This is a genomic window from Streptomyces rhizoryzae (genome assembly GCF_023155275.1).
Classification (GTDB): domain Bacteria; phylum Actinomycetota; class Actinomycetes; order Streptomycetales; family Streptomycetaceae; genus Streptomyces; species Streptomyces rhizoryzae.
In genome coordinates, this window is sequence record NZ_JALMUV010000049.1 from 38,674 (window position 1) to 60,852 (window position 22,179).

The window sequence follows — 22,179 nt, forward strand, 5'->3', positions numbered from 1 at the left end:
CACCGGGAGACCCGCAGTGATGAACGACATCCGCACCATGCGCAACATCAATCGCAACCTGTTCGAGGGGGTGCCAGCCACCGCCAATGCCCTTGAGGAGTACGACGCAGACGCCGCCCAGCTCGTTCGGGAGGCCGCGCAGCATCTGGTCAAGGCCCGCTGCGACAACGACCCGCAGGCTCTGAACGAAGCCAGCAACGCGACCTTCCACGCCGCAGCCGAACTCCTCAACCAGGCCGGTGGTTCCGTCTACGTCCGCTTCCCCATCATGGTCGCGGCGCGCCTGGTGGAACTTGAAGCGGCGCTGCTCGTCGCCGGCGCCGCGAACGAAGCTGAGGGCCAGACCGTATGAAGCGGCCCGAGCGCATCAACGGCCTCAAGACCTGGCCCGAAGACGGCACCCTGCCGCCGGAAGTCTGTCGCCGCTGCGACACCGACCTGGCCGAGACCCACAACCAGCTCGCCTCCGCAATCTGCGTCGTCTGCGGCTATTGGGTGTGCGAGCTGTGTGACGGCGGCACGGACCCTGCGACGGGGGACGCCGTCTGCGCGGACCACAAGGGCCATCCGCTCGCCGCCAACTGCACCGAGTACGCCTGATCAGGAGACCCGACCATGCAGATAGATCCCGACGTTCTTGCCGTACTCCGCGCGGCCACGGTCGACGGGCCGGCGCTCCGCCTGAACGGCCAGCTCGAACGCAAGCTGTACGAGCGCGTCAACCTCGCCCTTCACGCGGTGGGCGGCGTCTGGCACCGCTACAAGAAGGCCCACATCTTCACCATCGACGCCGCCGACGCCATAGCCGGACTGCTCGCCACGGGCGAGGTGATCACCGATGTCGACCGGGGGTTCTACCCGACGCCGGAGCCCACGGTCGAACGCCTCCTGGGTTTGGCCGAACTCGAACCTGGATGCGAGGTACTGGAACCCTCGGCGGGGCGTGGCGCCATCGCCGAAGCCGTCGCCGCCCGAGGGGCCATCGTGGACTGCGTCGAACTCGACACCGCTCGCGCCGAGCACATCCGCGCCGGCGGGTACGCCCGGCAGGTCACGAACGCCGACTTCTTCAGCGTGCCGGTGGAGCGCCGCTACCAGCGGGTCATCATGAATCCGCCGTTCGCCGGACGCCAGGACATCCGGCACGTGGAGCGGGCGCTGCGCTTCATCCAGCCCGGGGGCCTCCTCGTTGCGATCATGTACGGCAGCCTCACCTACCGGGGCGATCACAGGACCAAGGACTTCCTCGCCCGCATCTGGGAGGCGCGGGGAACGCTGTGGGAGCTGCCTGCAGACGCGTTCCCAGCGGTAGGGGTAGCCACGGTGATCGCGGTGATCCCGGTTCGCGACGTGGCTCACCCTCGCGGCATGCGACAGATCGCGCTCAGGCCCGAGGACTTCACCGCTCAGCCCCGCGCGGTACAGCAGGACCTGTTCCTCACGGACGAACCGACCGCCCATGGAACAGCGCCTCTCGACGGGCTCGGCTGCGGAGCGCCGCATGACGGGCGGGACCACTCTTCGCGCAAAATAGATCCCAACACTCAAGAGTGATACGGTCTATCTCGTTGGAGGGAACGGCCACAGCCGAGGAACCGGCCCACCAACATGCCGTGGCATGCGGCATCCCCTTCGGTGCCTGGCGGGTGGCCAATCCCCCGCGCCCTACCTGCCAGGCACCGGCTCCGCGCCGACGTGAAGCCGCCCGGGATGCCGCCACGTCCACGATCACGCCCGGACCCGCCCTCGCCCACGTGGGGGCGGGTCCCCGTGCACTCAGGAGTGCCATGAACGCAGAAGACTTCAAGGGGGATCCAACGGACCGCGAGCTGTACCTGCGCCTCCTCGTCGAGCGTGACGGCCCGCCGATCAACGTCCTCATCGAACGCGACCCCGGTCTCAAGGCCCCAAGAGGCCAGAACAACGACGCCCAGCGGCACTTGGCCGATCTCGAAGCGGCCATCTCGCAACGATCAAGGAGAAGAGCGGCATGAATCACGACAACCAGGAGACGACGGAAACCCGCGTCCCGCCGGTTCCTGGAGCTGTGTGGTGCGACTCCTGCGATTCGTGGTGCCTGCCGCCCGGCATCTGTCGCTGCAACAACCGCTAGATTCAGGCGCCATGACCACCTCGCGCCACTGCGGCGGTGAGCCGGTCGACCTCGATCAGCTCACCGCCAGCACCATCACAGACGACCAGCTCGACTCCATACGGGCTGAACTCCGCCACTACCGAGCCATCGTCACGAAGGAGACGACGTCCACCGAGACGGGCTCGACCGCACAGGCCGGCCACGTGGACTCGGAGCCGCCACAAGTTCAGTGATCGTCTAATGTTGGCGTGCGTAGGGCGCGGGGAACGGCCTACACAAGGGACGACCGTGACCGCGCTCGCCAACATCCCCGAACAGCTCCTGCCGCTGGCCGTCCCCATCGGGGACCTGGCGCCGTACTACCGCAACCCCCGTAGCGGCGACATCCCATCCATCGCCGAGTCGCTGACGGTCAACGGCCAGTACCGGCCGGTCGTGGTGAACAAAGGCACCCACACCGGGCGGCCGAACGAGATCCTGGCAGGCAACCACACCGTCGCCGCCGCTCAGCAGCTCGGCTGGGAACAGATCGCGGCCACCTGGGTCGACGTCGATGACGAAGCAGCGGCCCGCATCGTCATCGTCGACAACCGGACCAACGACCTTGCCGGTTACGACAGCGCCCTGCTCGCCGAAGTCCTCTCCGAGATCCCCGACCTCGCGGGGACGGGATACGACCGCGAGAGCGTCGACCGACTCCTGGACGACACCTCGCTCCCCGAAACGCTGGAGCTGACCTCGGACGGCGCGGGCACCGGAGCCGCCGCCACGGTCGACTACCTCCAGTGGGGCTACCTCCAGTGGGAGTCCAAGCGAGTGCGGATCACCTCCGAAGAAGTCGAAGCCCTCAACGCCATCTACACGAAGTTCGTCGACGACACCAACAGCGACCTCGGCTTCGGCTGGCACGTCCTCCAGGAAGCCCACCAGGAGGGCGACATCGTATGAGCAAGGCACCCACCACCACCTTCCACGAGGCGTACCCGCTCGATCAACTGCGCCCCGCCGACTACAACCCGCGCCGCCTCAGCGAGACGGCCTTCGTCCGCCTCCAGGCATCGCTGCGCCGTCACGGAGTCGTCAAGCCGGTCATCCTCAACGCGGACGGCACGCTTGTCGCAGGCCACCAGAGGACCAAGGGCCTCAAGGCCATCGGCCTGACCCACACCCCCGCGGTCATGCTCGGCACGAAGGTCCGCCTCCAGGACGAGATCCAGTTCAACCTGCTGCACAACCGGGTGGAGACCGAGGCCAGCGTCGTCTACGCCGAGCCCGGCGAGATCGGCGCCTGGTCCTGGATTCCGTGGCAGTCCATCCGCGTCGCCGAGCGCAAGAACCTCTCCTTCGTCAACGCCATCGGCCACATGACCGCCGGCCACGGCCCCTGGGGCAGCGTCGTCATCGACGACCAGGGCCGCATCGTCCTCAACGCCGAGTACGCCGTCGTCGCATCTTTCTCGCGCTTCGACCTCCTCGCCTGGACCGTGGCCTCGGCCGACGCCGCCCAGCTCCACGCCGACCTCACTGGCGAGTACGGCGTGTACGACTGGAGCGCCATCGAGAGCAAGGCGCCCGTCTGGAACCAGCACATCGTCCAGCCCAAGCGGCTCCGCCAGTTCTCCTCCAAGGCCAAGGCGGGCAAGCTCGCCTACGGCTCCGAGACCTGGGACCAGCTCGTCACGCCTTGGCTCAAGCCCACCCATCGCGTGGTCGACTTCGGCGCCGGATACGGCGACTACGCCAAGCACCTGCGCGCCAAGGGCTTCAACATCCACGACTACGAGCCCTACCGCTGCCGGGACGGCTCGTACGCGGTCGACATCCGGGCCGTCGTCGGCATGATCCGCGACATCGACAAGGACATCCAGGCCAACGGGCTGTACGACGTCGTGGTCCTGGACTCCGTCATCAACGCCACCACCTCGCTCGACTACCAGCACTGGGTGATGACCACCGTCAACGCCCTGTGCGCCGCCGACGGGGTGGTGTGCCTCGGCACGCGCAATCTGGCCCGCGAACTGCGCGACGAGCAGGCGAAACGCGTCACCTCCCAGACGGCGACGACGAAGATGAGCTTCCTCGACGAAGACAACGTGGAGATGAACTTCGTCAAGGGGAAGTGGCAGAAGCTCCGCTTCCACACGCCCGAAACGCTGGAGCCGTTGCTCCGCCGGTACTTCAAGGACGTGCAGGTCAGCGACCTCAGCGGGTCCAACCTCAAGGCCACATGCCGCCGCCCGATCGCGCTCCCCAAAGAGGAATACGAGAAGGCATTCGAAGAGGAATTCAATATGCCTTACCCGAATGGCTTCCGTCATGACAGGCATCTGGAATTGGTGGGAAATTTGATAAAATTGACAGTAGAGAGAAATGAATCTCTCGCCCATTGAGAAGAGTTTGGGGAGTGCGTGTTGCAGCGAATACAGGTCCAAATTGAATCGCGAAGTCGGTACCACATCATGTGGCTGGCCGGCGTGCGGCACGTAGCTCTCGACCAGCACTGTCTGCGCAGCTTCGGCCAGCCAGACCGTCCACGGGTGGATGTCCGCCGCCGGCACCAGACCGTTGAACTCCCGCAGGACAACCCGCCGCTGGCCTGGTACCTGTGTGCACTGCCCAACCCCTGGAACTGGAGAGAGAACGCCCACCTGGCCTTCGAGGGGGCTCCAGGGGAAGAGTGGGACGGCCCCGCCATGGTGCCGGGGCTCCACGTACACCTCACCAACGCTCGCCCCATCACTGGATGGGGCGAGCACAGCATTCCCGCCGACGAGCCGCGCCGGAACTCGGTCCGCTACCGAACTTGCCGCAACTGGCAGTTCGCCTGGTGGCTGCGCGCAAACCGCAAGGCGCCGGAAGCGCCACCCGAATTCGTCCCGCCCAAGCGGCCGGACGAGGGTGAACAGATGGCGCTGATGTGAGGCAGCGGGCCGCCGGCACGCCGACGGCCCGTACGGCGTCATGTCCCGTCGCCGCCTGAGCCTGGTCGCCCGTCATTGCTGAAGGCGTGCCTGGCCCGATGCCACGACTGGGCGAGGTCAGGGAGCTGGTCGAGGAGCCCCTTGAGCACGAACAGCGCGATCGACAGGACGCCCGCGGCGCCGAGAAGCCAAAGGATGGCGGAGTCCACCGTTCAAATCCTTCTGTGAAGGGTGGTCGACCGGGGCCAGCAGGCAGACCCCAGCTCGACCACCACGCGAATGCGTGAGGTCGGCTGAGGTCCTGCCGACGTTCAGAACTCAGTCGGTGCGCTGCTAACGCGAGCTGAGACGGGCCGCTACCTTTCGGCATCCCTCGATAGGAGAACGGCAGGGGAAACCCCTAGCTCATCTGGGACGTCGGTTCCAGATCTCCCGAGAACTGTTGGTTGGGGGCAGCTTTCCCCCCGATGCCGCACAGCATAGCCAATACGGCTCGTCGCAGACCGGTTTCGCGATAGACCGCGAACAACGCTGGAAGTGCGATCATGGAGCCAGGTGCGGGGGCTCACCCGAGCTGTGGAGGACCCCGCCGTGGGACGCCCCGACAAAGCCGCGCGCGCGGCCATCGCGCGCCGTCGCTCGGACGCCATCGACCTACGCCTCGCCGGCGTGGACTGGCTCACGATCGCCCGCAAGCTCGCCGCCGATCCGACCGCAAACTCCGACGGCATCGCCTACCCCCAGGGCTACGGCATCGAGCGGTACCGCAAGAACCAGGACCCGCCCACCGACGAGGCCCTGATTCATGCCGCCTGCCGCGATGTCCGCACCGCACTCGCCGACCGCCGTGCCGAGCTGAACGACGACGTCGATGAGCTGCGCGCGCTGGAGGCCGACCGTCTCGACCGGCTGTTCTTCGTGGCGTACAAGAAGGCGGTCCGCGACCAGGACCTCGCGGCCATCGACCGCACCCTGCGGATCATGGAGCGGCGTGCCCGCCTGCTCGGCCTCGATATGCCCGTCCGGACCGAGCTGTCCGGCCCCGACGGCGGACCGATGCAGATCGAGAACGTCACCGTCGACGAACTCGACGCCCTGATCGCTCTCACCGACCCGGACGCCGAATGAGGCCCCGCGACAACGAGAGCGTCATCGCCCACTACAAGGCGCTTCCCCCAGCCCAGCGCCGTGCCATCGCGCGGTCTGCCTCCCCAACGCTGCGGGCCGAGCTAGCGCACGCGGAACGGCAGTTGGCCATGGACCGGTCGCCCGGAGCCCTCGCCGCCGTCCTCACCGGCGGGCGGGAGATGCAGGCGCCGCACCTGGACCTGATCGACAGCGCCTTCATCGACATGGCCGAGGGCCGGTCCGACCGCGTCATGCTCACCATGCCGCCGCGGCACGGCAAGAGTCGACGCGCCTCGCGCTGGGCACCGCTCTGGTACCTCCGGCGCAACCCCGGCCACCGCATGATGATCGCCAGCTACTCTGCCGACCTGGCCGACGACCACGGCCGCTGGATCAGGGACGCCATCTACACCTGGGGCGACGACCTCGGCATCCAGCTCGCACCCGGCAGCAAAGCCGCCAACCGCTTCGACATCGTCGGCGGCGAAGGCGGACTCCTCGCCGCCGGCATTGGAGGCGGCCTCACCGGACGCGGCGCCCACATCGCCATCGTGGACGACCCGGTCAAGGACATGGCCGACGCGGACTCTCCGACCATGCGCAAGCGCGCCTGGGACTGGTGGACCTCCGTCATACAGACCCGACTCGAACCGACCGGCGCCATCTGCCTGATCCAGACCCGCTGGCACGAAGACGACCTCGCCGGACGCATCCTCGCCACCGAGCGCGACGCATGGCGCGTCATCGACCTCCCCGCCCTCGCCGACAGCCCCGACGACCCGCTCGGCCGGGAACCCGGCGAGCCGCTGTGGCCTCAGCGGTTCGACGCAGCCCACCACGCCCGAACCCGCAAGCGCGTCGGCGAACGAGTCTGGGGCGCCCTCTACATGCAGAAGCCGCGTCCGCCGGAGGGAGGCGTCTGGAAGCGCGAGTGGATCGACACCGCCAGGATCAACGCCGTCCAGTTCGCCGGCATCGACATGGCGCGCATCGTCGTGGCCGTCGACCCCGCCGGCGGAGAGTCCACCGTCGGCGACGAGACCGGCGTCATCGGCGTGGGTCGGGCCTTCGATAGGCAGCTGTACGTCCTCGCCGATCGGTCCGGCTCCATGGGCGCGAACGACTGGGGCCTGGCCGCATGCCGCCTTGCGCTCGAACTCAAGGCCGACGCGATCGTGGTCGAGAAGAACTACGGCGGGGACATGGCCCGCCAGATCGTCACGCAGGCATGGGAGCAGTTACGCCGTGAAGGCGTCACCAATGGCCTGCTCATGCCGATGATCCTGGAAGTCACTGCCAAGGTGGGCAAGCGCCTGCGCGCGGCACCGGTGGCACAGCTTTACGAACAGCAGCTCGTCCACCACGTCGGCGAGTACAGCGAACTGGAGGACCAGATGGTCACCTGGGTCGAGGGAATGGATAGCCCGGACCGCATGGACGCCGCGGTGCATGGGCTGACCGAACTAGCTGACCCGGATCAACTGGACACCCTGCCATCCGACATCGACGACGACCGCTTCGACGGGCGCCGCTGAACCGGCTGGCCGGCTGGCAGTAAAACGGCCCCATGAAGAAACGGCCCATAGCCGCGCAGCGGGACGGCCACGTACTCACGTGAGTAGGTGTTCGTCACAGGAGGCAAGTTTTACGCGCCATCCGGCTATGCTCGGCAGGGGCTACCCCACCAGGGGGCAACCCCTGTGGAGTAAGCACCACCCGTGAGATGCGGGCACCGGCCGCCAAGATGCCAGTCGAGAACGGCCGATGCCCAGCCCGGCTACTGGTCGCCGAAGTGGCTGCTCAGCCAGACCGCAATCTGGATGAGTAACCAGACTCGGCGGCCAGCCAGCCGCCTCCGCTTCGGCTTGGCGTGCTCTCCCACCACACTCTCCCTTCACCGTTAAGGCATAGAGGACATGCCCGAACTCATGAACGGGCGAGCGGGATGGGTGACCTACAGCCGTAGCAAGCCGACCCTACGCACTGCACCTGCGTATGGTGGCAGCTTTCGCGAACTCTGCGGCTAATCAGCCTTGTGCTGTGGACAACTACTGGGTGCCGCCTCGCTGCTAGCCTCCGAACATGGGGATCAGGGGGAGTTGGGCCACAGTCCTGTGCACCGCAGCCATCGCCGCTGCGTGCCTCACGGGCTGTTCGTCCAAGGCTGAGAAGCCGAGCCAAGAGGTGCAGCGCGTCGCCCATCTTGACCGAGTACGCGAGACGTACCGGCTCGGGCGCCGCGAAGGGCTGGCCATGCAGCGCCAGAAGATCGCCAGCGGTGCAGCACCTTCCTACTCCAGCCCGAGCGAGAAGGAGTGTGCCGACCGATGGGATCAGCTCGGTGAGCACGAGCAGAGCGCAGGCGACCGAGTCGGCTTCCTCTCCGCGTGCTCCTCATTCCCGGCGCCGGGCATGCCCGGCTATGACGAGGCTGTGGCTGAGGTCGCCGGGAAGAGGCCGTAGTTCGTGGTGTGAACCGACGGCGTGATCTGCCTCGGGCAGGGTGGCGGTCGTCCCCCTGGAGCGACCGCCACCGGCTAGCTATCGCCGCTGCTCGAACATGACCAGGAACGGGGACACGAATCCCGACGCTTCGACCGGGCTGGTGACCCCGAAGACGATCAGCAGCGCGCCGGCCACCAGGGCGAGCCCGTAGATTCGGGCCGCGGTGGCGTCGTGGCCGTTGCGGACTTCGGGGACGGCGTTGTTTTCGCACATAATGGAGTAGCTCCTGTTCTTTGCTGGACAAGGGCACACGGTTACTCACAGCGACTAGGACCCCTGTGGTAACCAGACGACGGCTGGGGCGGCGGCGCATTGCAGTGCGCGTACTGCCTCAGCCGTTAGTCATGGGTCGACGTGAAGCCTTCACCCCCATAGTTCGGCCATACGACCTCGATGCACAGGGACGCGCAGAGGTCGAGCAGGTCCTCTCTCGGAGCTGCGGGCACGAGCAGCGTGAGGGTGGGGGTCGGGTGGAAGAAGCGGCGGTAGTCCATGAGGGTGCCGATCGCACTTCGAACTGACTGCCGGGTGGTGTTGTGTTTCACCTCGATGAGTCTGTTCTCGGTGGCGTCCAGAAGATCGACGCGGGCAATTCTGGTTTCGCCCTTCACCCGTACCTGTGCGCTGACGACCTCGCGTCCGAGACCGTGCAGGTGGTTCGCGTAGTCCCCGGTCAAGCGTCGGAGGATGTCGGTCGGGGATTCCTGAGGCTGACGGCGGACACGGGCAACGGTGATCTCGGGTGCCTTGGTGATGCGTGTTTCAGTCAACGGAGTGACCGGCAAGCGGGGGCCCTCGGGGACGGTAGCTCCTACCGGCCGTAGCCGGAAGACGATCACGGTCCGGAGGTCGCCGTTCGCGTCCGGTGCGTCCGCGATGTAGTACGGCTGCTCAGAGTCGACCTCGAAGCGGCCCAGGTGGCGATAGAACCGGCCTGGTTCGTCTGAATGCCTGCGGAGCTGGTGGAACAGGTGCACCGCGCGGCCCTGCTCCTTATGGCGCAGCAGTGCCAGGTTCCCCCGTGTCATCTCCTGGTCGCCGTGCATGCCGGCGCCCGAGAAGTGGAAGGTTCCGTCCTCCCCCCACCCCGTGATGTCATTCGGGCTTGGTCGCTCGGTGACGAAGACCATCACCATCTGAGACTGGGTTGACGGTGAGATGCCGCCTTGAGGGGTACCGCCGAAGCGCGCGTGCAGATCGCGCCGCGCTACTACCTCGCCTACCTTCAGCTCATCCTTGGTCACCGTCCACCTCCCGTGCCATGAAGGCTAGCGCAGTCACCGTGATGAAAGAGGGTGACCTCGGGTCATCACCTGAAGAACGCGGTTACTTGAACTGCGCTTATGCGTCGAAAGCCCCGCGAAAGATCCTGTGCACCCGCCCTCGATGTTATCGAGTCGTTATGTGCGGCCTTGGGGGTGGGCATCGGGCACGTAGGGTGTTGCCTGCGGCGCGGGGCCGACTGCCTGGAGGGGCACTGTGGGCCTGCGCGAGCTGATCACCGACGTCTGGAGCTGGCTGGACTACAAGCCAGTCATGGCTGACCCGCGCCGACCGGGCCGGAACGCCTGGGCGGAGCTGACTTCCTCGTGGGTGCCCGACGAGGACCTGCGGCGCCTCGCCGCCTACCGTCTGCTGGCCGCGTACGACTCCAACCAGGCCGGCCAGGTAGCTGCGATCACCGGGGACGACGAAGCCGGAACCGAGCGGCGCGAACTCGGCGATGCCTCGAAGCTCGTGGATACCGCGCTCGGCTACCTCCTCGGCTCCGAGCAGACGATCACGGTGGCGGGAGCGGAGCACGCCGACGACGAGCCAACCGACGAAGCTGCCATGGCGCTGGCGGTCCAGGACAAGCTGAGGGCGTGGGCGGAGAAGGAACTGCTGCCTCTGCGCATCCAGCAGGCGGAGCGGACCGCGATCCTGCTGGGCGACGCGGTCTACAGTCTCGCCTGGGACCCGGCGAAGGGCCGCGCCCTGTTGCGCACGTGGGATCCGGGCCTGTACTTCCCGGAGTGGCCGGAGGACGGGGAGCAGGATGGCGCCGAGTTTCCCATGCGTGTCCATCTGGCCTGGGAGCTGCCGGAGGACAAGCGGCGCGGGCTGAAAGCCAGGCTCCGCCGCATCACCTACGAACTGGGGCCGATCGCTCCCGCCAGTCGACGCGGCACCGGGAAGAACGGCAATCCCGTGCGCGAGTACATCTACGCCGATGACGGCGAGCCAGTCCTTAGCAAGGGCGACTCTCTCAGCGGCGACGCCGGCGTGATCACCCGCACTTACCCGTGGGCTCCGGGACGTCCGACCCCGTGGACGTGCTACCTCACCGACGCCGAATGGGAGTTGGACGACCTCAAGTACGCCGACCTCCTCTACGACCTGCCGATGCACAAGGCCACCTATCGGATTCGGTCGGACGGCGAACTCCTCGACAGGCTTGACCTGATGGTGGACTTCATCCCCCTCGTTCACGTCACCAACTCCATACCAGCCAGCGGTGAGCATTGGGGGAAGCCGACCGTCGCCACCGTCCTCCAGGCCCTCGACGAGCTGGCCGCCACTGACACTGACAGCTCCGGAGCGTCGGCCACCACCGGCTCGCCGATCATCGGCCTGGCCGGTGCCCGACTGCCTATCGACCGTGCCACCGGCCAGCCCCTCCCGGTCAAGGTACGGGCCGGGACGGTGTGGCAGCTCAACGACAACGGGCGCATGGACGTCCTGGACACCTCCGCCCAGCTCGCCGAGCTACGAGCCCGCGTCGACCACATCCTCGACCGCATCGCCGCGAACTCCCGCCTCACGGCTGCTGGCCTGGGCACCCTTGACCCCACCGCCCTGCCCTCGGGCTACGCCCTGCAGCTGGCCCTGGGCCCGCTGGACTCCCTGGTGGCCGCCATGCGCCTGGCCCGGACCCACAAGTACGCCGTCCTGCTGCGTATGGTGCAGCGACTCCACCAGGCCGGGCAGGCCGAGGGCTGGCCCGCGGGGGAGTCTCTGCCCGCCCGCTTGATGTGGGGGCCGCACACCCCCACCGACCGTGCTGCCGTTCTCGACGAGGTGGTCAAGGGCGTGGGCGCCGGTGTGCTGTCCGTCGAGACCGGCGTCCGAATGCTGATCGATGCTGGGTATCCCATCGATGACGCTCAGGCGGAGATCGAGCGGATCCAGGCCCGCGCCTTCGATGCTGCTGCGCGACTCGCCGACGCCACCGGAGACAATGCCGCTGTTCGTGAATACCTGGGGCTGCCCGAGCCCGCCCCGGAGCTGCCGAGCACGCCCATGATTCCAGACGCAGCACGTGGTGAGTGAGTGGAGGGAAACGCCGCGCCTGGCGGTGCTGTGCATCGGATAATCGAGCGTATGTCGTCCCACCACCGGCACCCCGGCATAGCTCAGTTCCCGCGCCCTGTACCCGTTGATGTGGAGGTGCTGGGTCTTGCCTTTGACGTGACGATCGGAAGACACCAAGTCACGGTTACTCTTCCCGTCCTCGAAGGTGAAGCCCAGTTCACCCCACCCCCTGACCGCCTTGGGCGGCTGGACCGACTCATCGCTCCGCCTGACGTGACCGGCGAGGCGCTGCCCAAGGCCCTGCTGCGCACCTCCACGGATGCGTGGGGGTATCGCAGCACGCAACGCATCTGCTATGTCGAGGCAGTAGCCATCTCGCCGATCCTCGAACATGAACAGGACGTGCTGGACGAACCTGTCCGTGATCTCGGTAACAAGTTCTTCACGTGGTTCCGCATCTTCCAGGAATGGGCCTGTGCGTGGAGTGGTGAGCCGATGCAGGACTTCGACCCGTACCGGCCTTCCGCTGTTCACGTCGTGGACGATCAAGGGGAGGTAATTAGCAACGGGCCGAGGGAACGTGGAGTGTATGTCTGGCCAAGGCCCCTCAATCGAGATCAAGTTGCGGGTGCGATGCGACGGGCGTCTGCTGGGGAGTTGCTCCCGCCTGAGCACCGCACGCTGCTCGAAGCTGTGGAGGCGAAGATTGGGGCCATGCCCCGCAAAGCAGTTGTTGATGCGGCCACGGCCGTCGAGGTGGCGATGGGCGGCTACATCACTCGCGAACTCACCTCCAGGGGCATAGGTGCGTCATTCATCGATGAGGTGATCAAGGGTGTTAATGGACTGATGAATCTGCACAGCCTTTGTACGGAGCTGGGCGCGGATCCAGGTGTGTCCAGGAACAAGCTTGGCGCGCAACTCGCCAACGTCAGGAATCGGGCTGCGCATGCGGGGGTGCGGCCCACATGGGCCGAAGTCAAGGCCGCTTGTGATCACGCTGCCACAATCGTGCATGCCATTACTCCTCTTCCGGAAGCGTGATTGGCACCATCCGCTCGAGCCCGATATCACGGGCTTCGCCCGACGTGCGCTGCCGAGTGCATCAGGAAACAGCCCCGTCCAGCAGATCGCTAGACTGATCATCGGTGCGGGGGCGCTGGAGACCTGTGGATGGTTCACGCATGACGCGCCCTTCGCTCCCTAACCCACTTGTGCCGCTCGCGCACCGCCGCGACGGGCGGCCGATCTACCCGATACTCGGAGCTTCCCCGGAGGATGACTCCAACAAGCCCGAAGGCGATGGTGGGGAACCGGGCGGTGCCGTCTCGCAGGAGGATCTGTCGCGGCTGCTGGCCCGCGAAAAGACCCAGGGTGGACGTGCCGCCGTCAAGAAGTTGCTCGGGGCACTCGGCTTCGACAGCTCCGAGGCGCTAGCCGAGTTCATCACCGCTAAGCGCGACGCCGACCAAGCCGCACTGACGGAGATCGAGCGCCGTGAGCAGGCAGCCGAGGAGAAACTGCGGGCCGCCGAGGCTCGCGAGGCGCAGGCCGTGCGCACTGAGCGTGCCGCTATCCGGCGCTCCGCCCTCGCAGGGCTCGGTGCGGCCGGAGACGACCTTGATGACGCGGTGCTCCTCATCGATCGTGCCTTGGACGACCAGCCTGACGCCGACGAGGAAGTTGTTGCCGCAGCGGCCCAGCAGCTACAGCAGCGGCGACCCGAGCTGTTCGGGCAGCACCACGAGACAACGCCGCCCGCCCCTGGTGGATCTCCCGCCGGCGGGCCGCCGTCGCGTGGCGGAGTACCGCCCAAGCCCGGCGCGGCAGGACTCGAAATGGCACGACGCAGGGGCTACGTCACCGGCTGACCAGCTCATCAACGTCATGGCTCGCATTCCATGACCCCACCGGCGGGAAGCCGGACATGGGGACCACGCCCCTCACACCTCCCGTGGACGGCGCCACTACCCGGTGAGCGCGCGAACTCGATTCGCTTCACGTCCACGGGAGGACGGCTGTGACACTCCAGCCCATCACCACGTCGACGTCGTACACCGCCGACCGAGCCTGGCTCGGCGCGCTGCACGGCACTGACTCCGTCGAGACCATCACGCTCGACATTTCGAAGCTGACTGCGGGTACGCACACCGCCGCGTCGGCCGACACCACCCAGCCGTACAGCCGAGTCCTGTCCGGCGTGGCCGTCGGCAAGATCACCGCGAGTGGCCTCTACGGGGCGTTCGACCCGGCCGCGACCGACGGTCGACAGAACCTCGCCGGCCACGTCTTCGCCGAGGCGCTGTTCGCGCCGACCGCGACGAAGGTCCCTGCCGCGCTGCTGTGGCATGGCGTGGTCGTCGCCGCGAAGGTGCCCGGCGGCATCGACGTCAGCAAGGTCGCCCCGTCGGTGACCGGCCCCCAGATCCGGTACGTGTGAGGGGAGCCGACGATGACCATTCAGGACCTGATCAAGAACGTTGCCGCCCGCGACCTGACGACCTTCGCTCGTGCCATCCCCTCGCAGAAGGACCACCTGCTCACCCAGGACGGTGGGATCATCCCGACGCTGGAGCAGGACGAGGTGAAGTGGCGGGTCAAGGACAACGGTCGGTACGTCAACGTCGCCAAGTACCGGGCCTTCGACGCCAGCGTGCCGTTCGCGTCCCGCGAGGCGTGGCAGACCACCCGCGAGGGCATGCTGCCGCCGCTCGGACAGAAGCTGCTCGTCGGCGAGCAGGAGCAGATCCTGCTGGAGGCGTCCCGCGGCGCGGACGAGGACCGGCTGGTCGAGCTGCTGTACGACGACACCGAGCGGCATGTCGAGGCGATCCGCTCCCGTGTCGAACTTGCCTGGGGCGACGTCCTGGTGGACGGCAAGTTCTCGCTCAACGCGGAGAACGGCCTGACGATCGAGGTCGACTGGGGGGTGCCGGCGGGCAATCTGCCGACCGCGCCCAAGCTGTGGTCGGACCCCACCTCCGACCCGATCAAGGACGAGCTGGCGTGGATCCAGTACCTCGATGACCGTGGAGCCCCCTTCCCCGACATGGTGGTCACCAGCCGTAAGGCGTTCTCGTTCCTGGCCGCCAACAACAGCTACAGGGCCGCCTACTACGGATCGGTGAACCCCTCGAACACTCCGACGGCCACGCTCACCCCGCAGCAGATCAACGTGGTCCGCGACAACTATGGCCTGCCGCCGATCACCTTCTACAAGGGGCAGGTGCGCGTCGATGGGGTGCAGACCAAGGTGCTCCCGGAGGACCGGTGGATCATGCTTCCCCCGGACCGAACGAAGTGGGGGCAGACGATCTTCGGTGTGACCGCCGAGGGGTTGGCCCTGTCGCGGGGCACGAATCCCGAAATCACCAAGGAGGACCGGCCGGGCATCATCATCACCCGCGGTGCTCAGGATGACCCGGTGCAGATCTGGACCAAGGGCGCGGCGGTCGGGATGCCGGTGCTGCACACGCCGGACGCTCACATCGTGGCGAAGGTGATCTGATGGGACGCCGACTCGCCACCGCGGTGCACGTCCAGCACCCCATCTCGCGCGAGTGGGTAGTGCTGGAGCCGGGCGACGAGCCCGACGAGGACCTGGCCGCCGAGATCACCAACCCGCATGCCTGGGAGGACGAAGCCTCCGACCTCGAAGATGGGCCGGAGCCGGGCCCCGAGCCTGGTGCTGTCGCTTCGCCCGAGGTGGCGCAGTCGGCGCCCAAGCGGCGCAGGAAGCCCACCGAGACCGACGAGTAAGCCCCGGACCATCCCGGCCCGCCCCCTCACCCGCGGGGGCGGACCACGGTTATCCAGGAGCACCCATGGATCCGATACTCCTCGCCTGGCTGCGGGCGCAGCTTGGCCCCGCCACCGATGAACAGGGCCTCACCGCCCGCTACACACGCCTTGGCCGGGCGCGCGACGTCGCCGCGGAAGTCCTCGCCGAGCGCCGCGCCGCGCTCCTCGCCGAGCCGCTGCGCATGACGGTCGACGGCGTGGTCACCATCGACCAGAGCAACAACCTCGCTGGGCTGGAACGCCAGATCGCCAGCCTCCCGGACCTCGTCGCCCCCGACGATCCGACGCCGGGGGAAGCGAGCGCCGACCTGGTCACCGCGCCGCTCCTGCCGACGCGGCGCACCAGGTAGGCGACCATGCGCTACGAGTGGCCGCCGTTGGTGCCCGGAGACCCCGACGAGGTCGCGCGCCGCGTCGCGGCCGTACTAGAAGAAGCCTGGCGACGCCTCGCCAGCAAGCAGCGGGAGGTGATCATCAGGTTCGCGGAGCACCCGCGCGCGCCCTACACCGTGGCGACCCTGGAGGAGTTCAAGCAGGCCATCGGCGACTTCCGCCGGCGAGTGGACCGGGAAGCCCAGCAGTTCGTGCAACGGCAGCTCCCGCACCTGTACGAGGAGGGCGGGCAGAAGGCGGCGGAGGCTCTGGGCGTGACCTTCACCTGGACGACGTTCCACCGAGACGCGCTCCAGTCGCTCGCCGCCGACTCCTACGCCGACTTCCTGCGCCGTTCGCAGGAGGCCGAGCGGATGGCCACCCAGTTCTACCGGGCCGCCCGCGAGGCCGCGCGGCGGGAGGTGCCCCTTCTAGCTGCGGGGAACATGACCGCGAAGCAGGCGGCGAAGAACCTCGCTGACCGACTGGCCGCCAAGCACAAGTTGATGCACGTCATTTACCGCAACGGAGCGCGTGTCCCGGTGCGCGCGTGGGCCGAGTCCGCCACGCTCGCGAAGTCGGCCGTCGCCTACAACGCCGGCACCCTCAACCGGACGAGACAGGCTGGAGTCGCAACCGTCGAAGTCTTCGACGGGCTCGACTGTGGATGGGCATCTCACCAGGACCCAGACAAGGCCAACCGGACTGTGCGGAGTGTGGAGGAGGCGGCAGAATGGCCGATCAGCCATCCACGCTGTCGTCGGAGTTTCGGGCCGGCGCCGGACTCCGCTGCTCTTGCCGAACGGTAAGTCCCGATAGCTGCCCCAGTCCGGCCAGTAGTTGATAGGCACTTCAGTTGCCAGGTTCTGCGGCGCTCGGCCGGGTCCCTCGCTATTGTAGGCAGAGCTGAGCCCCCAGCCACCTTGTCTGGCTGGGGGCTCCTTGGCGAGTCGATCAGACAGTGTGCTTCGCCGCGTAAGAGACGAAGGTTGCCCAAGTGCGGACCGAGGTGGCCAGCTGGGGGCCGGAGGGGTGCTTTGAGTCACGGATGCGCACGGCCCCGTGATCCGCTGCGACCTCGATGCAGGCTCCGCCTTGGTTTCCGCTGTAGCTCGACTTGCGCCATACCGGTTCGGTCTTGAGCATCGGGTGCTCGGTCATAGGTCTGCTGCCTTTGCTCTGATGAGTTCCAGTGATCGATCCGGGCTCAGTGCCTGAGACCGGATGATCCCATACCGTTGCTCCAGGTCGCCCACCCATACTGGGTCCGTCAGCAGGCGGTTGACGCCTTGTACCTCGACGTAGCCCAGCGTGGTGCCCTCCGGGGTCTCCAGGAGCATCATGGGCCCGTCGAGGCCGACGTGGGTCGTGACGTTGGTTTCCATTACCTGTATTGAGACGTTCCGCAATTGGGCGCATGAAGCGAGATGTTCGAGCTGCCTCTTGTGGACTTCGGGCCCGCCGATAGGGCGTTCCAGAGTCACCTCTTCCAAGACGAATCCCAAGGTGGGTTGTGGCGTCCGGGTCAGCAGTTTCTGTCGATCGAGCCTCGCCGAGACGAGCTCTTCTACCCGCTCCTCGTCGAGCGTGGGCACGTTCGTGCTCAGGACGGCGCGTGCGTGGTCCTCGGTCTGCAGGAGCCCGTCGATCGTGAGGGCAGAGTAGCTATAGAGCCGACGAGCCTTGGCTTCGGTGAGCGCGTACTCCTCGAACCATTCTGGGTGTCGTCGGGTCTCGAGGAATTCCTCCGCGACGGTGAGGAGAACGCCACTGGCCTCCAGCGCACGGTCGATAGCCTCGACGTATGCCAGGGTGGGCTTCCGCTTTCCGGTCTCGACTTCCCTCACGTGGCCCGTCGAGTACCCCGCACGAGCCGCCAACTCCTCCTGCTTCATCTTCTTCTTCTCCCGCAGCGCGCGCTGCTGGGCACCGATCATCCTCCACGACAGGGGGGCATCTCTGACGTACGTGTTAGTTGCGCTGTCGTGTCGCACAGTCTTTCGCTCACCTCACATGACCACACATGAGCTCCCAAGCAACCAACCCGGACCACCAAAAGCGAAGTTGGTGGGTGGTGGTGGGTGCCAACGTACCGTGGAGCCGCGATTCTCGGTTGCATGACCAGCGAATCACCGACGCGTGAACCGCGCGGGCTGCACGGCGAGTTGACGGCTCCTGCTGTCCCACCCTTCAGGCCGTCGTGGGTCCCGGAGGCCGCGCACGTGTCCTACGGGACCGGCCATCACTTCGACGTCGTCCGCATCCCTGGAGCCAGGGGAGCGGAGGTCGCTGAGGAACTGATAGCGGGGGCTGGAGAAGGAGGCGCGGGACCGATCCTCGTCCGTGTGACGTCGTCGGCGCAAGACGCATTCTTTCTTGTCCCGCCTGGCACCGCGGAGTCGAGGCGATGGCCGCCGGGGGTGTACGCCCATGGCGCCCGCCGCCGCGAGTACGTCGCGATCCCTGCCTTGGAAGATGGCGCAGCGGTTCGCGTGCGTTGGGTTTCGCGTCCGGATGTGGCTCATCAACTCGTCGACCCCGAGGCGCTGTTCGCGACGGTGTGTCGCCTCACGCACTGGCCTCTGGGGCCGCCGCCGTGAGTTCACGCTTGCACTACAGGTGCTGCAGGGTGTGGCTCGGGCCTGGTGACGACCGCGTGGCAATGGCTTCTGACTTTGTCACCTTGTATCCGGGCCGTGCCATCACCTGGATCCGTCGTGAAGTTCGGACGACGACAGACAGCTTGGTAGCCGATCTGGACGGCCCGGCGCGGGCGGCGGCCGCGGCGTGGCTGAACGACCTGGTGGCTGCCGGGTGTGCCGTTCGCGAACTGCGCTCTGGTAGCTACGCGTACTACCTGCAATCCGCATCCGGCGGGTGGGCGTGGTTGGCCTACCGGATCGTCGAGCAGCCGTCGCTGTCAGTCGCGCACGATCCCCGTCTGGTGCCCCTCGCGCTCAACTAACCGCTAGTTGAATCTCTCTTGGAGAGCCATGTTCCAGGGCAACACCCCTTTCCCTCGTCTGAGGTGGGCGCTGCGGCACCCCCTTCGGGCCCTCGATCGCTCGGGGTTCGGCCCCTGGCAGACGGCATTCATCAGTCTCTTCACCGGCGCGGTGGGGTTTTGGGCGATCCGGGTCTACCTCTCGCTCCGCCGCTAGCGGCGTTCTCGAACCGGCCACCTCATGTCGTTTCCCTCGCATGGTGAGGTGGTCTCGCTGGGCTCGCTGTTCACCCCTGGTGCCCGCGAGTGGCGTGTTCTGTCCTGGTCAGTCAGACACGCTCCGGCCGCTGCTGCCGCTGAGGGTGCAGCAGCGGCCGGCCCAGCTCGCCTCCTGGCGGGCGCCCTCTCGCCCGTCTCGGAGGGGGCAGCCCCGGCATTCCTCCCCTCAGCACCCACCCCGTCGGCGCGGTCCGCCACGACCTGGTCTGAAGCGGGTTGGCTGGCCGGGGTTCGCTCGCTTCCTCACCGTCATGACCGACACCAAGAAGGACGACCGTGTTCATCAGCGACGAGCCGCCATGCTCGAAGGCCGCCCATCAGCAGCCCAGGGCAGCCGCCATCGAAGAACGGAGCTCGTACGCGATCAGCGTGCAAGAGATGCGCTTCTTCGTGCGCCATGTGTGGGGCCGGGCCATTGGTTCGATTGCTGTTGATGCCGGTTGCGGGACTGGCGGCTTTGCTCGGCGCCTGCGCAGCCTCGGGTACCACGTCACGGGGATCGACCGCTCCCTGTCGGCGCTGCAACTGGCGTGTGCCGGGGGGTATGGACCTCATCTCAAGTACGAGTACGCAGACCTGGAGAACGGCGCGACGAGTGCCTTTCCGCTTCACGGTGTCGATGTGGTCGTCGCTCGCGCTGTGCTGCCCTTCCTCGCCCAACCTGGCGAATGGCTCCAACAAATACGTGACCTCTGGCTCACGCCCACCGGCTTCGTCTACCTGGTCATTCCGCTCGGAGGCGGGCCCCAGCTCCAACCTGGCCAGATGACCCCTGCCCACATCGACGCACTGTGCGACGGCTGGACAGTCACCCGGCAGGACACCGCCGAGCTGGCCCGGATCATCCTGCGTTCGCCCGCCCCTCAGCGTGGCTGACCAGCCGCCCTTGGGCCCTGTCGGGTGTGTGCCCCGTCAGGCTCTACCCGCACCGAGCAGGAGCCTTCCGGCTATCTGGCAGGACACGAAAGGAGGCGAGCGATCAGGTGCGTGAACTGCGGCAGAGCGTTGCATTTCCACGGCAGTCTGCTGAGGGCGAGGACCGCGGCGAGACCTACGAAACGTAGCCGCCGAGCGACTCGCCCCCCTCCCCATGGACCTGGGCTGAGGGTCCGCATTCGGAAGACCGGCACGGGATCTGTATGACCAGCACCGTGCCTATGCCGCCGTCCTCCCCCCCCCCGGCAGGGCGGCGGCCCCGGAACACCCGCCCTATCTCCCGCTGCCTCTCTTAGGACTTCCCATGTGTCAGCATCAACCTTCATGCCCGTCAGCTGAATCCACTGACCGCGAAGCCGCCCAGCTGGTGGCGCACTACCCTGAGCAGGGCTGGAGCCTGCTGTGCAATGGCGTCCTGCTCTTCGAGGACACCGGTGAGCTGCTGCCCGACGGGCAGGTCATAGGTCCTCATCGTCCCGGCGCTTCCGCGATGGCCACGGCGTGACCCCGCCCGAGATATCTGCTCACGACAAGCCGTACCGCCTCGTGCTGCGGCTCGGAGTGCTCGTAGCCATCGCGAGTTTTGCGCCGCTGGCCAGCGGGTTACTCCGGTTCGGCGCACTCTACGGAGTGCACTGGCCGCCCCGAGCCTTTCACCTGACTCAGGTCGGACAGCTGGTGGCCGCCACGTCCCTGTTCTTCTGGTTGTCGCTGAATGTGATCGGCAGGACTGGTCGCGATCGGTGCACGCCCGTGCGGCGACTGCTCTTCCGCGGCGCCGCCGTCGGCACGGGGGCGGCCGCGATCTACACGGCGATGCCTGCCGCCGGCCTCCAAGGGGTGGCCCCGCTCGTCTTCGGATGCGCTGTGGCGTGGCTGGCAGTGGAAGAGTGCCGGGCGCGGGGCCTGGTCCTGGACCGGCGCGAGGCGTCGGCTGGGCCGTCGGCACGTGCGGAGGGCTGGGCGATCACCGAGCAGACCTTCTGGGCCTGCGGGCTCGGCGGGGGTGCGTCGGTTCTCCTCGGCAAGATACTGAGCTTCGCCGGCGTACCGGTGATGGATCAACAACTCGCCGCCCTCGGCATCAGCAGCCCACTCGACCTGGTCGTCGCCGTCCTCTGGGCGGCGGCCATCGAGGACGTCGTGATGGTGGCGGCAGTCACCGCGCTGCTTACCGCAGCACGGCGGCCGCCGTGGTTGATCTACGTCGTGGTCTGCGGGCTGGAAGTGGCGGCGCACGCCTACTTCGGCATCTCGGCCATTGGCATGACCCTTTACGCCTGCAGGCGTGTTTGGCTCTACCGACGGTATGGCCGCCTGGCTCCTATGATCGTCGGCCATATCGCCCTCGACCTCTTCGCGGTCGTGAATCAGACACTTCCGGTGGTCTACCGGTTCCTCAGTGCCGTGCTCCTCGTGCTCTTGGCGACCCTGATCGACCGGTGGGTAAAGCGCGCAGGATGCGCACCACCAGCTGCCCGGGAGGGGGTGACGTCACAGCCGTGAGCTACCACCCAAACTGTCCAGACTGTCTGCGCTCCGCGCACGCCCAAGGGCACCCGCCACTCGACCCGCCAGAACCAGGGCCGCCGATCCCGGTAGTCGCGCTGCTCATAATTCTGATAGCACTTGCCCTCCTGATTGGCGGGTGGGTCGGCCTTATGTGGCTCTTCCATACGATCTTTGACTAGGACCTGCCCGACGGTTCAGGGACTCGCTCTCATCTTGTCGTTTATCTGGTGCCGGTTGTTCGGGCGCGAGCCCTTGAGGGGCGTTTGAGGCAATTCATACAGTGAAGGGCTTCCTCAAGCACAGGGCGTTCAGCCGGGCGAAAGCGCAGTTCGGCGGGGCTTTGTCCCCTTCTTGTGGTGGGTGGGCCGTGGGGGGGGGGGGGGGGGGGGGCG

At 67.0% G+C, this 22,179-nt stretch carries 28 protein-coding genes; 23 read left to right on the forward strand and 5 right to left on the reverse strand.

The genetic code is table 11. The features are described 5' to 3' along the window. Nucleotides 1-19 precede the first annotated feature (19 nt). The 8 genes from MUU72_RS29565 (at nt 20) to MUU72_RS29600 (ending at nt 5,016) form a co-directional block, all read left to right on the forward strand. Nucleotides 20-352: a hypothetical protein gene (locus MUU72_RS29565; protein WP_248016484.1), complete on the forward strand. Its 333-nt coding sequence runs from the start codon at nt 20-22 to the stop codon at nt 350-352. Continuing rightward, nucleotides 349-600, forward strand: coding sequence for a hypothetical protein (locus MUU72_RS29570; protein ID WP_248016485.1), 252 nt, complete (start codon nt 349-351; stop codon nt 598-600). Before MUU72_RS29565 ends, MUU72_RS29570 begins: the two co-directional genes overlap by 4 nt. A 15-nt stretch (nt 601-615) precedes the next feature. Next, a complete protein-coding gene (locus tag MUU72_RS29575) occupies nt 616-1,554 on the forward strand; it encodes a hypothetical protein (RefSeq protein WP_248016486.1) in 939 nt (312 codons plus the stop codon). A gap of 233 nt (nt 1,555-1,787) precedes the next feature. Next, nucleotides 1,788-1,994: a hypothetical protein gene (locus MUU72_RS29580; RefSeq protein WP_248016487.1), complete on the forward strand. Its 207-nt coding sequence runs from the start codon at nt 1,788-1,790 to the stop codon at nt 1,992-1,994. A gap of 130 nt (nt 1,995-2,124) precedes the next feature. Beyond that, entirely contained in the window at nt 2,125-2,328 is a 204-nt protein-coding gene (locus MUU72_RS29585) for a hypothetical protein (RefSeq protein ID WP_248016488.1), read from the forward strand. A 55-nt stretch (nt 2,329-2,383) separates the two neighbouring features. Then, the gene (locus tag MUU72_RS29590; RefSeq protein WP_248016489.1) at nt 2,384-3,043 is read left to right on the forward strand and encodes a ParB/RepB/Spo0J family partition protein; all 660 of its coding nucleotides are present in this window, start codon (nt 2,384-2,386) and stop codon (nt 3,041-3,043) included. Beyond that, nucleotides 3,040-4,485 (forward strand): methyltransferase domain-containing protein, encoded by a 1,446-nt coding sequence (locus MUU72_RS29595; RefSeq protein WP_248016490.1) that lies wholly within the window; start codon nt 3,040-3,042, stop codon nt 4,483-4,485. Before MUU72_RS29590 ends, MUU72_RS29595 begins: the two co-directional genes overlap by 4 nt. Before the next feature lie 21 nt (nt 4,486-4,506). After that, nucleotides 4,507-5,016, forward strand: a complete 510-nt coding sequence (locus tag MUU72_RS29600) for a hypothetical protein (RefSeq protein WP_248016491.1) — start codon at nt 4,507-4,509, stop codon at nt 5,014-5,016. Between the two features lie 38 nt (nt 5,017-5,054). On the opposite strand, the gene MUU72_RS29605 is transcribed toward MUU72_RS29600, so the two are convergent. Further along, entirely contained in the window at nt 5,055-5,225 is a 171-nt protein-coding gene (locus MUU72_RS29605; RefSeq protein WP_248016492.1) for a hypothetical protein, read from the reverse strand. 382 nt (nt 5,226-5,607) lie between these two features. Here MUU72_RS29605 and MUU72_RS29610 point away from each other — a divergent pair, with 382 nt between their 5' ends. The 3 genes from MUU72_RS29610 (at nt 5,608) to MUU72_RS29620 (ending at nt 8,607) form a co-directional block, all read left to right on the forward strand. After that, nucleotides 5,608-6,144 carry a hypothetical protein gene (locus MUU72_RS29610; protein WP_248016493.1) on the forward strand — a complete coding sequence of 179 codons (537 nt, stop codon included), beginning with the start codon at nt 5,608-5,610 and terminating at the stop codon, nt 6,142-6,144. A gap of 128 nt (nt 6,145-6,272) precedes the next feature. Next, the gene (locus MUU72_RS29615; protein ID WP_248016511.1) at nt 6,273-7,679 is read left to right on the forward strand and encodes a terminase large subunit domain-containing protein; all 1,407 of its coding nucleotides are present in this window, start codon (nt 6,273-6,275) and stop codon (nt 7,677-7,679) included. Between the two features lie 547 nt (nt 7,680-8,226). Then, nucleotides 8,227-8,607: a hypothetical protein gene (locus MUU72_RS29620; protein WP_248016494.1), complete on the forward strand. Its 381-nt coding sequence runs from the start codon at nt 8,227-8,229 to the stop codon at nt 8,605-8,607. A gap of 78 nt (nt 8,608-8,685) precedes the next feature. On the opposite strand, the gene MUU72_RS29625 is transcribed toward MUU72_RS29620, so the two are convergent. Both MUU72_RS29625 and MUU72_RS29630 read right to left on the reverse strand, forming a co-directional pair. Next, entirely contained in the window at nt 8,686-8,862 is a 177-nt protein-coding gene (locus MUU72_RS29625) for a hypothetical protein (protein ID WP_248016495.1), read from the reverse strand. A gap of 125 nt (nt 8,863-8,987) precedes the next feature. Beyond that, nucleotides 8,988-9,893, reverse strand: coding sequence for an SRA domain-containing endonuclease (locus MUU72_RS29630; protein WP_052718948.1), 906 nt, complete (start codon nt 9,891-9,893; stop codon nt 8,988-8,990). Between the two features lie 235 nt (nt 9,894-10,128). On the opposite strand from MUU72_RS29630, the gene MUU72_RS29635 reads away from it, so the two are divergent. The 8 genes from MUU72_RS29635 (at nt 10,129) to MUU72_RS29670 (ending at nt 16,925) form a co-directional block, all read left to right on the forward strand. Beyond that, nucleotides 10,129-11,961, forward strand: a complete 1,833-nt coding sequence (locus MUU72_RS29635; RefSeq protein WP_248016496.1) for a hypothetical protein — start codon at nt 10,129-10,131, stop codon at nt 11,959-11,961. 51 nt (nt 11,962-12,012) lie between these two features. Next, on the forward strand, nt 12,013-12,987 hold the full coding sequence (locus MUU72_RS29640; protein WP_248016497.1) for a hypothetical protein: 975 nt from the start codon (nt 12,013-12,015) through the stop codon (nt 12,985-12,987). Nucleotides 12,988-13,127: 140 nt separating this feature from the next. Then, nucleotides 13,128-13,814, forward strand: coding sequence for a hypothetical protein (locus MUU72_RS29645; RefSeq protein WP_248016498.1), 687 nt, complete (start codon nt 13,128-13,130; stop codon nt 13,812-13,814). A gap of 149 nt (nt 13,815-13,963) precedes the next feature. Next, nucleotides 13,964-14,383 carry a head decoration protein gene (locus MUU72_RS29650; RefSeq protein WP_248016499.1) on the forward strand — a complete coding sequence of 140 codons (420 nt, stop codon included), beginning with the start codon at nt 13,964-13,966 and terminating at the stop codon, nt 14,381-14,383. Nucleotides 14,384-14,395: 12 nt separating this feature from the next. Beyond that, nucleotides 14,396-15,451, forward strand: coding sequence for a major capsid protein (locus MUU72_RS29655; protein WP_248016500.1), 1,056 nt, complete (start codon nt 14,396-14,398; stop codon nt 15,449-15,451). Beyond that, nucleotides 15,451-15,702 (forward strand): hypothetical protein, encoded by a 252-nt coding sequence (locus MUU72_RS29660; protein WP_248016501.1) that lies wholly within the window; start codon nt 15,451-15,453, stop codon nt 15,700-15,702. Before MUU72_RS29655 ends, MUU72_RS29660 begins: the two co-directional genes overlap by 1 nt. A 65-nt stretch (nt 15,703-15,767) precedes the next feature. After that, nucleotides 15,768-16,094, forward strand: coding sequence for a hypothetical protein (locus tag MUU72_RS29665; RefSeq protein WP_248016502.1), 327 nt, complete (start codon nt 15,768-15,770; stop codon nt 16,092-16,094). A 6-nt stretch (nt 16,095-16,100) separates the two neighbouring features. Then, the gene (locus MUU72_RS29670; RefSeq protein WP_248016503.1) at nt 16,101-16,925 is read left to right on the forward strand and encodes a hypothetical protein; all 825 of its coding nucleotides are present in this window, start codon (nt 16,101-16,103) and stop codon (nt 16,923-16,925) included. Between the two features lie 145 nt (nt 16,926-17,070). On the opposite strand, the gene MUU72_RS35735 is transcribed toward MUU72_RS29670, so the two are convergent. Then, nucleotides 17,071-17,376, reverse strand: coding sequence for a DUF397 domain-containing protein (locus MUU72_RS35735; RefSeq protein WP_308403892.1), 306 nt, complete (start codon nt 17,374-17,376; stop codon nt 17,071-17,073). Further along, the gene (locus MUU72_RS29680) at nt 17,274-18,110 is read right to left on the reverse strand and encodes a helix-turn-helix domain-containing protein (protein WP_248016504.1); all 837 of its coding nucleotides are present in this window, start codon (nt 18,108-18,110) and stop codon (nt 17,274-17,276) included. Before MUU72_RS29680 ends, MUU72_RS35735 begins: the two co-directional genes overlap by 103 nt. Before the next feature lie 668 nt (nt 18,111-18,778). Between MUU72_RS29680 and MUU72_RS29685 the strand changes: the two genes are divergently transcribed. The 4 genes from MUU72_RS29685 to MUU72_RS35740 all read left to right on the forward strand — a co-directional run bounded on the left by MUU72_RS29685 (nt 18,779) and on the right by MUU72_RS35740 (nt 21,781). Continuing rightward, nucleotides 18,779-19,081 carry a hypothetical protein gene (locus MUU72_RS29685; protein WP_248016505.1) on the forward strand — a complete coding sequence of 101 codons (303 nt, stop codon included), beginning with the start codon at nt 18,779-18,781 and terminating at the stop codon, nt 19,079-19,081. A 534-nt stretch (nt 19,082-19,615) separates the two neighbouring features. After that, nucleotides 19,616-20,215 carry a class I SAM-dependent methyltransferase gene (locus MUU72_RS29690; RefSeq protein WP_248016506.1) on the forward strand — a complete coding sequence of 200 codons (600 nt, stop codon included), beginning with the start codon at nt 19,616-19,618 and terminating at the stop codon, nt 20,213-20,215. Between the two features lie 364 nt (nt 20,216-20,579). Beyond that, nucleotides 20,580-20,780 (forward strand): DUF5999 family protein, encoded by a 201-nt coding sequence (locus MUU72_RS29695; RefSeq protein WP_248016507.1) that lies wholly within the window; start codon nt 20,580-20,582, stop codon nt 20,778-20,780. Further along, a complete protein-coding gene (locus MUU72_RS35740) occupies nt 20,777-21,781 on the forward strand; it encodes a CPBP family glutamic-type intramembrane protease (protein WP_248016508.1) in 1,005 nt (334 codons plus the stop codon). Before MUU72_RS29695 ends, MUU72_RS35740 begins: the two co-directional genes overlap by 4 nt. The last annotated feature ends 398 nt before the right edge of the window (nt 21,782-22,179 follow it).